Source organism: Streptomyces amritsarensis (genome assembly GCF_001953875.1).
Taxonomy (GTDB): Bacteria; Actinomycetota; Actinomycetes; order Streptomycetales; family Streptomycetaceae; genus Streptomyces; species Streptomyces amritsarensis.
The window spans coordinates 15,322-27,868 of sequence record NZ_MQUR01000063.1; the positions used below are offsets into that span (position 1 = coordinate 15,322).

General features: G+C 73.3%; 8 protein-coding genes and 1 pseudogene. All 9 read right to left on the reverse strand.

The window, feature by feature from the left end:
• Positions 1 to 454: 454 nt before the first annotated feature.
• Positions 455 to 1,414 carry a UDP-glucose 4-epimerase GalE gene (galE, locus tag AVW11_RS24000; protein ID WP_030855847.1) on the reverse strand — a complete coding sequence of 320 codons (960 nt, stop codon included), beginning with the start codon at positions 1,412 to 1,414 and terminating at the stop codon, positions 455 to 457.
• Between the two features lie 114 nt (positions 1,415 to 1,528).
• Positions 1,529 to 2,221: a response regulator transcription factor gene (locus tag AVW11_RS24005; RefSeq protein WP_076045844.1), complete on the reverse strand. Its 693-nt coding sequence runs from the start codon at positions 2,219 to 2,221 to the stop codon at positions 1,529 to 1,531.
• Positions 2,222 to 2,349: 128 nt separating this feature from the next.
• The gene (locus tag AVW11_RS24010; RefSeq protein WP_076045846.1) at positions 2,350 to 4,053 is read right to left on the reverse strand and encodes an outer membrane protein assembly factor BamB family protein; all 1,704 of its coding nucleotides are present in this window, start codon (positions 4,051 to 4,053) and stop codon (positions 2,350 to 2,352) included.
• A 115-nt stretch (positions 4,054 to 4,168) separates the two neighbouring features.
• Positions 4,169 to 5,800: an outer membrane protein assembly factor BamB family protein gene (locus AVW11_RS24015; RefSeq protein ID WP_060179918.1), complete on the reverse strand. Its 1,632-nt coding sequence runs from the start codon at positions 5,798 to 5,800 to the stop codon at positions 4,169 to 4,171.
• 153 nt (positions 5,801 to 5,953) lie between these two features.
• Positions 5,954 to 7,756 (reverse strand): ABC-F family ATP-binding cassette domain-containing protein, encoded by a 1,803-nt coding sequence (locus AVW11_RS24020; protein WP_030855835.1) that lies wholly within the window; start codon positions 7,754 to 7,756, stop codon positions 5,954 to 5,956.
• A gap of 28 nt (positions 7,757 to 7,784) precedes the next feature.
• Complete coding sequence (locus AVW11_RS24025) at positions 7,785 to 9,116, reverse strand: acyltransferase family protein (RefSeq protein ID WP_076045848.1); 1,332 nt, start codon at positions 9,114 to 9,116, stop codon at positions 7,785 to 7,787.
• A gap of 109 nt (positions 9,117 to 9,225) precedes the next feature.
• Positions 9,226 to 10,200, reverse strand: coding sequence for a 4-(cytidine 5'-diphospho)-2-C-methyl-D-erythritol kinase (locus AVW11_RS24030; RefSeq protein WP_076045850.1), 975 nt, complete (start codon positions 10,198 to 10,200; stop codon positions 9,226 to 9,228).
• Positions 10,197 to 11,108 carry a 16S rRNA (adenine(1518)-N(6)/adenine(1519)-N(6))-dimethyltransferase RsmA gene (gene rsmA / locus AVW11_RS24035; protein WP_030855825.1) on the reverse strand — a complete coding sequence of 304 codons (912 nt, stop codon included), beginning with the start codon at positions 11,106 to 11,108 and terminating at the stop codon, positions 10,197 to 10,199. Before rsmA ends, AVW11_RS24030 begins: the two co-directional genes overlap by 4 nt.
• A 95-nt stretch (positions 11,109 to 11,203) precedes the next feature.
• A pseudogene (locus AVW11_RS39335) lies at positions 11,204 to 12,283 on the reverse strand (ubiquitin-like domain-containing protein); the annotation flags it as partial.
• Positions 12,284 to 12,547: the final 264 nt, after the last annotated feature.

The following is a 12,547-nucleotide window of genomic DNA, read 5'->3' on the forward strand; positions in this document are numbered from 1 at the left end:
CTACCCCGGACCGGACGCCGTACCCGACTTGTCTCGACCCCTGAATCAACACCGGCCCCCACCGGTGTCACGCATCAGCGTAGGGCCGGGGGCGGCTCGCGGTTGGCCGAATAGCAGAAGTTTTCCCCGCGGATTTCAGGAGTCTGCGTTCCGAAGGGCCTCAGCCGTGGCTTGAAATCACCTCAATCGGGGGGCTGTGGGACGTCTTACGCGCGGGCGCGTGCCATCGGCAGTTGCACGGGGGGCATTTCACCCGGCGTGTGCACGCCGGGCGCCCGCGCGCGGCGCCCAGCCGCAGCGCACGGCCCGAAGCCACACGCCCCCACCGGGCGCACACCCCCACCGGGCGCCGGCCGGCCCGACGCCCGAGGGCACCGCCGCACGGGCGAGTGAGCCGAAGGGGCGCCCCACGAGCCGGCCACGGGCGCCCGGGAGTCGAGCCGAGCCGGGGGAGTCAGGAGGCGTGGGTGCGGGCGAAGTCCCAGGCGTCCTGGATGATGCCGGTCAGGTCCGAGCGGTTCGGGGTCCAGCCGAGGCGCTCGTGGGCCGTGCGGGCGGAGGCGACGAGCATGGCCGGGTCGCCTGCCCGGCGCGGGGCGACGACCTGGGGGATCTCGCGGCCGGTGACCTTGCGGACCGTCTCGATGACCTCGCGGACCGAGAACCCGTTGCCGTTGCCCAGGTTGCAGATCAGGTGCTCGCCGGGGGTGGCGGAGCGCAGGGCGGCCAGGTGGGCCTCCGCGAGGTCGGCGACGTGGATGTAGTCGCGTACGCAGGTGCCGTCGGGGGTGGGGTAGTCCTCGCCGAACACCGAGATCGACTCGCGTTCGCCGAGCGCGACCTGGAGGACCAGCGGGATCAGGTGCGTCTCGGGGCTGTGCCGTTCGCCGAACTCGCCGTAGGCGCCCGCCACGTTGAAGTAGCGCAGGGAGACCGCCGCCAGGCCGTGTGCCACGCACTCGCCCGCGATCATGTGGTCGACGGCGAGCTTGGAGGCGCCGTACGGGTTGGTCGGCGCGGTCACCGAGGCCTCGGTGAGCAGGCCTTCGGTGGGCTCGCCGTAGGTGGCGGCGGTGGAGGAGAAGACCAGCCTGCGCACGCCGGCCTCGCGCATCGCGGCCAGCAGGGCGAGGGTTCCGCCGACGTTGTTCTCCCAGTACTTGCCCGGGTTCACGACGGATTCGCCGACCTGCGAGGAGGCCGCGAAGTGCAGCACCGCGTCGTAGGAGGAGTCGATGTGGCGGGCGGCGTCCTGGATGCGGCCCTCGACGAACGTGGCGCCCGCGGGGACGCCGACGCGGAAGCCGGTGCTGAGGTCGTCGAGGACGGTGACCTCGTGGCCGGCCTCCAGGAGGTGGGCCGCCACCACGCTGCCGACGTATCCGGCGCCACCGGTTACCAGGTACTTGCTCACTCGACCACTGCCTCTCGCGGGGGACCACGCGCGTGTGGGTGTGCGCGTGCTTGGGCACTGGCTTACCCGATGCGGCGCCCGCGGGGGAAATCGGCGGCTCGGGCCGCCGCCCGGTCAGCCCTGTGCGGCCGCGGACGACTGCCCGGGCAGGGCCCGGTCGAGCAGGCCGGTACGGGCGGCGAGCGCGGCCGCCTCCAGCCGGGATCCGACGCCGAGCTTCATCAGGACCCGCTGCACGTGCGTACGGGCGGTGCTCGGCGCGATGGCCATGCCGGCGGCGATCAGCCGGGTGTCCTCGCCCTCGGCGACCCGCACCAGCACCTCCACCTCGCGGGGGGTCAGGAGCCGCAGCAGCCGGCCGGCTTCGTCGTCGGGCTGGACGGCGGGGTTCAGGAGCTCCGCGAAGGCCCCCTGGAGCAGTTGCGGTGCGATCGCCGCCTCTCCCGCCCTCGCCTTGGCCAGTGCCCGCTCCACGCCCTCGATGCGCTCGTCCTGGCGTACGTACCCGCAGGCGCCGGCGGCGAAGGCGGCGGCGATGCCGCGCGGGCTGGGTACCGGGCCGAGGACGACCACGGCGATCTGCGGGCGCTCCCGCCTGATGCGGGCGACGGGCTCGAAGGCCCCGGGCTCGGCGGGGGTGGCGGTGCCGAGGAGGCAGACCTCCGGGGCGCGGCTGATGACGAGTTCGGCGGCGCCGGCCGCCGGGGCGGCGGCCGCCAGTACCCGGTGGCCGCGCAGTTTCAGGGCAGAGGCCAGTGCCTCGGCCAGCAGCCGGTGGTCGTCGACCACCACGACGCGTACGCCCATTGAGGAACCCACCCCCCACCCTTCTGCCCCGGCAAGCTACACGCTTGTTCGACGGCGCGAGGGGGATACCGCGCAGAAGCCCCCGATCGGTGCGGACCGTTCGGGGGCTTCGGGCGGTGCTGTGCGGGTCAGCTCGCGGTGAAGGAGACGAACAGGTATTCCGGGTCGGTGGAGTACGGCTTGCTGACGTTCTGCTTGGACATGAAGAGCTTTCCGCCCCGGTAGCGCAGCTCGGAGGAGAACTCGGGCGAGAAGGAGGTCTCGGCGCGCCGGATGTCCTTGTCGGCCGGGTTCTCCATGAGGAGGGTCTCCTTCATCGTCCTGCCGTCGATGCTGACGATCTGGCCGCCCTTGTCGTACGGGGGGACCTTGTAGGCGATGATGTTGGACCCGTCCATGCGCAGCGGGTACATGGTGTACCGCTCGCCCGCGTCGGCGCGGTCGGTGGTCTGCTTGCCGGTCTCCAGGTCGAAGGAGAGCAGCTCGTTGGTGCGGCCGGTGGGCGACTGGCCCTGGTGTTCGGCGGAGGGCACGTAGATCTTGCCGTTGCCGACGACCATGTTGGAGCACTTCTCGACGTCGGTGGAGCCGCACTTGGCGGCGAAGGTGCCGGCGGCGAGCGGGATGCGCGCCTTCAGCTCGCCCTTGGGGTCGACGACGAACAGGTCGCTGACTCCCTTGCCGCCCTTGGCGTTGTCGCCGACGTCGGCGGCCACGACGAACGGCTTGGTGGAGACGATGTGCGCGTACTCGATGCCCTGGGAGAGCTTGTAGGAGGCGGTGGGCGCGCCGGTGGCGGGGTCGAGGATCTGCGCGTTCAGGGTGTAGTTGGGGTGCTGGCCGCACTTGCGGATGACGCCGAGGGCCTCGCCGCCGGCGTAGCCGGTGTCGCGGCAGCTCTCGCCGTCGACCTTGGGCTGCCACAGGTTCTTGCCGTCGGCGAGGTTCCAGGCGGCGCCGCCGCTGGAGACGCCGGCCGCGGCGACGGTCTTGCCGCTGAGGGTGATCTCGGAGAACTGGACGGGCTTGTCGCCGCCGTTGGCGCTCTTGATGTTCCCGGACCAGGCGAGCTTGCCGGCCTCCAGGTCGATGACGCCGACCTCGGTGCACGGCGGGTACTTGTTCTCGACCGTGGGCTGGGCAGGCCGGAAGAGGATCGCGGTCTTGTTCTCGCTGACGTGGTGCGTGGCGCCGCAGACCTCGCCGGTGAGGGGCACCTCCCACTTCTTGCCGCCGTCGACGAGGTTGTAGCCGACGACCTTCGACACGTCGGACTTGACGTAGGTGGTGTCGGTCAGCCAGGAGCCGTTGACGGACACCAGGTCGGTGACCGTGGGAAGCGGCTGGTTGTAGAGGATCTTCGACTTGGGGTTGCCGGGCACCTTCTCGCTGCCGGGCGTGGAGGCCTGGTTCTTGTCGCCGCCCGGGGAGGCGCTGGGGTCGCTCTGCGCGGTGGTCCCGCCGTCGCCGTCGCCGGAGGCGTACCAGAGGCCGCCGCCGACGATGAGGACGATGGCCAGGAGGGCCGCGCCGACGATCGTCAGCTGGGTGCGCTTGTCGCCGCCGCCACCGCCGCCGGCCGGGGGCTGGGCGGAGGGCAGGGGGGCGCCGTACTGCGCGGGCACGGTGGGCGGCTGCGGGTAGCCGTAGCCGGGGTCGGGCTGGGGGTAGCCGTACGCGGGCTGCCCGGCCGGCGGCTGCGGGGCGGCGGCGGGCGGCCCGGCGGGCGGTCCGGCGGGCGGCGTGGGCGCTCCGAACCCGCCCGGCGGGGGATCCTGCGGCGCTCCGAAGCCGCCGGACGGCGGCTGGCTGGGGGGCGGCGGGGTACTCATCGGTTGCTGTTGCCTCTCGGTGGACTGCTCGTCGGACGGCGCGTCGGGCGGCTCGTGGGGCGGCTCGTGGGGCGGCTCTTTGGGCGGGTGGTTGGGCGGGTGGTTGGGCGGGTGGTCACTTGCCGAAGACCATCAGGAGCTTCTCGTCCTTGTCCTGGGCGAGCAGGCGGGTGGTGGAGATGAAGAAGCGCCCGTCGGAGTAGTCGACGTCCGGGGAGTAGAAGGAGCTCTCGATCGGTGCGGAGGGGCCCGACGGGTGGCGCAGGAGCGCGGTGGGGGTGCTGCCGCCGGCGGGGATCGAGACGACCTCGCCGCCCTGGTCGGGTTCGGCCTTGCGGTAGGCGATCAGCTGCCCGTTCGCGGCCTTGAGCGGCTCCAGGGTGCGGCCCTCGCCCGCCGGCACGCGCCACTTGGCCTTGCCGGTGGCCAGGTCGAAGGCGACGATCTCGTTGGCCTTGCCGAGGTCCGCCTTGGTGGGGAGGTAGAGGGTGCCCGCGTCGACGACCGCGGTGGCGCAGCCCTGGAGGGAGTCGTCGTGGCTGACGCTGCACTCGGTGGAGAACGTGCCCTCGCCGGAGAGCGTGGTGCGCTGCTTGCCGTCGGGTCCGAGGACCACGATGGAGTTCTCCTTGGTGCCGGCGTTCGTGAGGTGCAGGACGATCGGGTCGAGCCCGTAGACGCGGGCGACCTTCCAGCCCTTGGGGAGCCGGTAGGTCCACGTCTTCTTGCCGGTGACCGGGTCGGCGTCCTGGACCTCGACGGTCATGTCGGTGTCGTTGCAGGTGGCGACGCCGATCAGCTTGCCGTTGCCGGCGGCGTAGGCGCCGGGCACGCAGCCCTCGGAGGGGCTGCCGAAGAGCTTCTCGCCGGTGCTGATGCGGAAGGCGGTGGCGCGGGTGAGCCGGTTGACGGTGACGGTGTCCCCGGTCATGGCCAGGCTGGGGTCGATGAACATGTCGAAGGCGCTCTCCTTGGCCACCTCCTTGGACCAGCCCTCCTTGCCCGTCTTGAGGTCGACCATGCGGAGCTGGTTGCAGTTGGCGGTCTCCGACGGGCCGTCCTCGTACAGGACGACGGTCTTGCCGTCGTCGGTCGTCCGCTTGGTCGTGCCGCAGACATCGGCAGGGAAGGTGATCGTCCACTTCTCTTTGCCGTCGGCGACCGCATAGCCCTTGATCGTCTTGCCGACGATCTTGGCCACGGTGTCGCCCACGACCCACTGGCCTTGGGTGGCCACACCGGCGCCGGGGCCGTCGATCTTGGTGGTCTTGAGCCAGAGGACCTTGTCCTCGCCCTGCTTGCGGCCGGCGTTGAGGTCGGTCTGCTGGTTGCCGCCGGGGCCGCTGCCGTCGCCGTCGTCCACCGAGGGGGAGCCGGAGGGCTTCGCGTCGCCGGACTCCTGGGCGACGGGCTGCTTGGGGTCCTGGTCGCCGGTGCCGAAGGCGAGGTAGCCGGCGCCGCCGAGGACGAGGGCGGAGACGACGCAGGCCGCGATGAGCAGGGTCGTCTTCTTCTTCGGCGGCATGCCGGGGGTTCCGGGCGCGGGGGGCTGCAGGCCGGGGGCCGGGTACGCGGGCACGGTGGGCGGCTGCGGCGGGTAGCCGGGCTGCAGGGGGTGCGCGGGCGCGCCCGCGTACGGGTTCTCGCCCTGCTGCGGATACCCGTAGGCCTGCTGCGGGGGGCCGGGGAGGTGTCCGTAACCGGAAGGTGTCGGCGGCTGGTTCGGCGGCTGGGGCGGCTCGGTCATCAGCGCACTTTCGGCTTCGGGGGGTCGGGGAGAATGACCTTTCTATCACTGACGCCGCGCATACAACGGACCGGTCCGCCCCCTGTTCCCAAGGGAGGACCGGCCCGTGACGCCGCCGTTATCAGGTCAGTTGGCCCCGAGGACCGGCGGAATCTATGCCTCCTCGGCGAGCTCCAGCCAGCGCATCTCCAATTCGTCGCGGTCGGCGAGAAGTTCGCGCAGCTCCGCGTCGAGCTTGGCCACCTTGTCGTAGTCGGTGGAGTGCTCGGCGATCTGGGCGTGCAGGTTGCCCTCGCGGTCGGCGAGCTTGTTGAGCTGCCGCTCGATCTTCTGGAGCTCCTTCTTCGCGGCACGGGAGTCGCCCGACGAGGTGGACTTGGCCGCGGCGGCGGCCGGCGCGGGCGCCGGGGCGGCCGCCTCGATCATCTTCTGGCGGCGCTCCAGGTACTCGTCCAGGCCGCGCGGCAGCATGCGCAGGCTGGCGTCGCCCAGCAGCGCCATCACGGTGTCGGTGGTGCGCTCGATGAAGAACCGGTCGTGGGAGATCACGATCATCGAGCCGGGCCAGCCGTCGAGGAGGTCCTCCAGCTGGGTCAGGGTCTCGATGTCGAGGTCGTTGGTGGGCTCGTCGAGGAAGAGGACGTTGGGCTCGTCCATCAGCAGGCGCAGGATCTGCAGTCGGCGGCGCTCTCCGCCGGAGAGGTCGCCGACGGGCGTCCACTGCTTCTCCTTGGTGAAGCCGAACTGCTCGCACAGCTGGCCCGCCGTCATCTCGCGGCCCTTGCCGAGGTCGACGCGGTCGCGGACGCGCTGGACGGCCTCCAGGACCCGCAGGGACGGGTCGAGTTCGCCGACCTCCTGGGAGAGGTAGGCCAGCTTGACGGTCTTGCCGACGATGACCTTGCCCGCGGCGGGCTGGGCCTCGCCCTGGCTGCGGGCGGCTTCGGCGAGGGCGCGCAGCAGGGAGGTCTTGCCGGCGCCGTTGACGCCGACGAGGCCGACGCGGTCGCCGGGGCCCAGGTGCCAGGTGAGGTGCTTGAGGAGGGTCTTGGGGCCGGCCTGGACGGTGACGTCCTCGAGGTCGAAGACGGTCTTGCCGAGGCGGGCGTTGGCGAAGCGCATCAGCTCGGACTTGTCGCGCGGCGGCGGCACGTCGGCGATGAGCTCGTTGGCGGCCTCGATGCGGTAGCGCGGCTTGGAGGTGCGGGCGGGGGCGCCGCGGCGCAGCCAGGCGAGCTCCTTGCGCATCAGGTTCTGCCGCTTGGTCTCCTCGGTGGCGGCGATGCGTTCGCGTTCGGCGCGGGCGAAGACGTAGTCGCTGTAGCCGCCCTCGTACTCGAAGACGTCGCCGCGCTGGACGTCCCACATGCGGGTGCAGACCTGGTCGAGGAACCAGCGGTCGTGGGTGACGCAGACGAGTGCGGAGCGGCGCGTCTGGAGGTGGCCGGCCAGCCAGGAGATGCCCTCGACGTCGAGGTGGTTGGTGGGCTCGTCGAGGATCAGCAGGTCCTGGTCGGCGATGAGGAGCTTGGCGAGCGCGATGCGGCGGCGCTCGCCGCCGGAGAGCGGGCCGATGACGGTGTCGAGGCCCTGGTTGAAGCCGGGCAGGTCCAGGCCGCCGAAGAGCCCGGTGAGGACGTCGCGGATCTTGGCGTTGCCGGCCCACTCGTGGTCGGCCATGTCGCCGATGATCTCGTGGCGGACGGTCGCCGCGGGGTCGAGGGAGTCGTGCTGGGTGAGGACGCCCATGCGCAGGCCGCCGGACTGGGTGACGCGGCCGCTGTCGGGCTCCTCCAGCTTGGCGAGCATCCGGATGAGGGTGGTCTTGCCGTCGCCGTTGCGGCCGACGACGCCGATCCGGTCCCCCTCGGACACGCCGAGGGAGATACCGTCCAGCAGGGTACGTGTGCCGTACACCTTGCTGACTGCCTCGACATTGACCAGATTGACGGCCATCAGACGCGCTCCAGGGAAAGGGTGTGGATCAGCCCCTCAGCCTAACCCTCCGGGCCGGGGCGGACCGTTCCACCAGCCAGGCGCCTCCCAGTGCCATGGCGATCGCGGCCGGTGCGGTGACGGGGACGGCGATGAGGGTGGCGCTGTGGCCGTCGAGGAGGCCGCCGAGCCCGGTCATGGACAGGCCCAGGACGCCGAGGAGGCACAGGGTGGTCCCGAGGGCGGCGACGGGGCCGGCGGCACCTCCCGCGGGGGTGGCCGGACGGGCCGGGGCGGGGGCCTCGAAGCGGCGCAGGAGGGCGACGAACACGCCGGTCAGCGCGGCCGCGGCCAGGATCCGTACGGGGACCTGCGCCCACCAGGCGGCGGTGGCGGGCGTGGGCAGGTCCATGCCGAGGGCGAGCTGGGCGGCGTACACGGCGAGCATCGCGGTGAGGTGCCAGAGGAAGGCGGTCATGGCGACGCCGTTGGCGGCGACGACGGTGCGCCACACGCGGGGGCGTTCCAGCCAGGCGCCGACGGGCCGGGCGGCGAGCTGCACGGCGCCGACGAGCCACAGGCCGTGGCAGAGCAGGGCCAGGGTGGGCGGGGCCATGTTGGAGACCTTCTCGCCGGGCATCCCGACCATGGACAGCGGGTACGGGCCGCAGGCGACCAGCAGGGCGGCCCCGGCCAGGCCGGCGGCGGCGAGGACGGCGGGGCGGCGGATGCGCCCGTCGGCGCGCAGGAAGCCGAGCTGGTGGACGGCGAGCCAGACGAGGGCGAAGTTCAGGAACTCCACGTAGGGGACGCCGAGCGCGAAGCGCAGGACGTCGACCAGCGCGGCGGCGCCGGCGAGCGCGGCGAAGGCCGCCCAGCCGTGGCGTTCGTGCAGCTTCAGCAGCGGCGGGGTGAGGGCGACCATGGCCAGGTAGATGCCGATGAACCACAGCGGCTGGGTGACCAGCCGCAGGGCGGCGCCGGCCAGCGGCCCGCCACCGCGGCCGGCGAGCTGCACGGCGAGTGCGAGGACCGCCCACACCAGGACGAAGACGAGGGTGGGTCGCAGCAGCCGGCGCAGCCGGGCCCGCAGGAAGGCGGCGTAGGCGGGGCCTTCGGTGCGGCGGGCCAGGGAGCGGTAGGAGAGGGCGTGCGAGAAGCCGCCGACGAAGAAGAAGACGGGCATGATCTGCAGCCCCCAGGTGAGCACCTGGAGGGCGGGCACGAGGGCGAGCAGGTTCCCTATGCCGTCGCTGCCGACCGCGGCCATCAGCCAGTGCCCGGCGATGACGGTGCCGAGCGAGGCGACGCGCAGCAGGTCGACGTACCGGTCGCGGCCGGCGGGGGTGGCGGCGGCCATGGCGCGTGCGCTGACTGTCATGGCCCCACGATGTCCGCCGCCGCGCTCCCGCGGACAGGGTGCGGATACTCAGTTCCGGCCTGAGTAGGCCGGGATCGGGTATCCGGGGATCCGCCCCGGGCGGAGCGGGTCAGGACGGCAGGACCGTGGCTCCCGGAGCGGGGGAGGAGGCCGTGCGCGTGGCGCGGCAGGTGCCGGAGGCGTCGAGGGCGGCGGCGACCTTGGCGGCTGCTTCCTCGTCCGCGACGAGGAAGGCCGTGGTGGGGCCCGAGCCGGAGACCAGGGCGGCCAGGGCGCCGGCGGCGGCGCCCGCGTCGAGCGTCGCCCGCAGCGAGGGCCGCAGCGAGAGGGCCGCCGGCTGGAGGTCGTTGGCCAGGGTGGCGGCCAGCGCCTCCGGGTCGCCGGAGGCGAGGGCGGCGAGGAGGGCCGGGGACGCCTGCGGCTCCGGGACCGCCGCGTCGGCGGTGAGGCGGTCGAACTCGCGGAAGACGGCCGGGGTGGACAGGCCGCCGTCGGCCACCGCGAACACCCAGTGGAAGGAGCCGGCGGTCACCGGGGTGAGGACCTCGCCACGGCCGGTGCCGAGCGCGGCGCCGCCGACGAGGCTGAAGGGGACGTCGCTGCCGAGCTCCGCGCAGATGTCGAGGAGTTCCTCGCGCGGGGTGTTCAGGCCCCACAGGGTGTCGCAGGCGAGCAGGGCCGCCGCGCCGTCGGCGCTGCCTCCGGCCATGCCGCCCGCGACCGGGATGTGCTTGGCGATGTGCAGGTGGACCAGGGGGTCCAGGCCGGCCCGGGCGGCGAGGATCTCGGCGGCCCGCGCCGCGAGGTTGGTGCGGTCCAGCGGGACCTTGTCGGCGTCCGGGCCCTCGCAGGTCACCGTGAGCGCGTCGGCCGGGGTCGCCGTCACCTCGTCGAAGAGGGAGACGGCGAGGAAGACGTTGGCCAGGTCGTGGAAGCCGTCGGGACGGGCCGCGCCCACCGCCAGCTGGACGTTGACCTTCGCGGGGACCCGTACGGTGACGGGCGTCGTGCGGGTGCCCTCGGGACTCTCGGGACGGGTGCCCTCGGGACTCTCGGGACGGGTGCTGTCGGGGCGCGTGCTCACAGTGCGGGCCTCTCCGGGGCGGGCTTGTGCTCGGCGATCGCGGCGAACTCCTCCACCGTCAGGGACTCTCCGCGGGCCTGCGGGGAGACGCCCGCGGCGACCAGCGCGGCCTCGGCGCCGGCCGCCGAGCCGGCCCAGCCGGCCAGCGCGGCGCGCAGGGTCTTGCGGCGCTGCGCGAACGCCGCGTCGACGACCGCGAAGACCTCTTCCTTCGTGGCACTGGTCCTGATCGGCTCGGTGCGGCGCACGAGGGAGACCAGGCCGGAGTCGACGTTCGGCGCGGGCCAGAAGACCTTGCGGCCGATCGCTCCGGCGCGCTTGACGTGCGCGTACCAGTTCGCCTTGACGGAGGGCACCCCGTAGACCTTGTTGCCGGGCTCGGCGGCGAGCCGGTCGGCGACCTCGGCCTGGACCATCACGAGGGTCCGCTCGATGCTCGGGAAGCGGTCGAGCATGGTCAGCAGGACGGGCACGGCCACGTTGTAGGGGAGGTTCGCGACCAGCGCGGTCGGCGCCGGGCCGGGCAGCTCGGTGACGAGCATGGCGTCGGAGTGGACCAGCGCGAAGCGGTCCTTCTTCGCGGGCATGCGGGCCTCGATGGTGGCGGGCAGGGCGGCTGCCAGGATGTCGTCGATCTCGACGGCGACGACCCGGTCCGCGGCCTCCAGCAGCGCGAGCGTCAGCGAGCCCAGACCGGGGCCGACCTCGACGACCACGTCGTCGGGGCGGACCTCGGCGGTGCGCACGATCCGGCGGACCGTGTTGGCGTCGATGACGAAGTTCTGCCCCTTCTGCTTCGTCGGGCGTACGCCGAGGGCGGCGGCCAGTTCCCTGACGTCGGCGGGGCCGAGGAGGGCGTCGGGGGTGCTGGGCGCGGGGTTATCGGGCTGCTGCTCTGCGGTGCTCACCGGTAAAGCGTCTCAGATCGGCCGAGTGGTCCCGACTGCGACGTGAGCCCCGCGGCCCACGACGTGACCCGCGGACTACGACGTGAGCCTGCGGGCTACGACGTGAGCCTGCGGCCGCAGTGGGGCCACGGGCTCGCCCCCCGCTGGATGTAGAGCTTCTTCGCCCGGTAGGTCTGTTCCGCGGCCGGGGCGTCCTGGGGGCGGCCGCTCCCGCCGAGGCCCTGCCAGGTGCGGACGTCGAACTGGTACAGGCCGCCGTATGTCCCCGAGGCGTCGGTGGCGGAGGGCCGGCCGCCGGACTCGCACTGGGCGAGGGCCGCCCAGTTGAGGTGGTCCGCGCCGGAGACGGAGCTCGGCAAGGGCCTGGTGCCGACCCGGACGAGCTGGGTGACGGGTTCGCGCACGACCTCGTCGGCGATGGCGCGGGGCTTCTGCCGGACCCCGTTGACGGTGCGCAGGCTGTAGGTGACCCTGCGCGCCCCGGGCCGGCCGGCGCGTTCGACGACCTCGGTTCCGGCGAAGAGGTCGGCGTCCTTGACCGTCTCGGTCTCGAAGGGGATGCGCTCCTCGCGGACCTCGCGGCTGCCGGTGATGCGGAGCACGGTGACGGTCTGCCCGTCGCGCGGGAAGGCGGTGGGCGGCACGGAGGTGGTGTCCTGGCCCTGGAGGGTGATGCCGGCCTGGGCGAGGGCCTCCTGGACGGTGGCGGCGTTGGTGCGGATGGTGCGCTCGCGGCCGTCGGCCATGAAGGTGACGCTGCGCTCGGTGCGGACGCTGAGGGTCAGCCCGGCGCGCGGTACGGGCGCGGTGCGCGGCGCGGAGAGGTAGGCGCCCTCGGACCGGATGCCGAACTGGCGCAGGGCGCCGTCGACGGTGCGGGCGGTGGTCCACACCTGCCGCTGCTGTCCGTCGAGGGTCAGGCGCAGCGGGCGGCCGTAGCGGACGACGATCTCCTCGCCGTCGTCGAGGGGTTCGCCGGGGGCGGGGGCGACGAGGTCGTGGGGGCCGACGTCGAGTCCTTCGGCGGCGAGCAGATCCTCGACGTCGCCGGCGAAGGTGTGCAGTTCCCGGGGAACCCCGTCCACGGTGAGGCGTACCGATTTGTCGGCAGCGACGAACGCGGTCGTGCCGCCGGCGAGGAAGGCGACGACCAGGGCCTGCGGCACGATCCGCCGCCAGTTGCCGCCGGGGGCGGCGGGGGCGAGGAGCACCGGGTTCACGGCGCGGCGGCGGCCGTGCCCCGGCCCGGCGGGGGCGGCGGGGGCTGCGGGGGCCGGTTCGGCGGGGCCGCGGCGCCGGCCGGTGCCGGGAGGGGGCTCCTCGACGGCGGTACGGCCGCGGGGCCGCCGGCCGGGGGCGAGCGCGCCGGCGTCGACGACGGTGGGGGTGGGCGCGGGGGCGCGGCGGCGCCCCGTCCCCGGGGCGGGGACCGGCTCAAG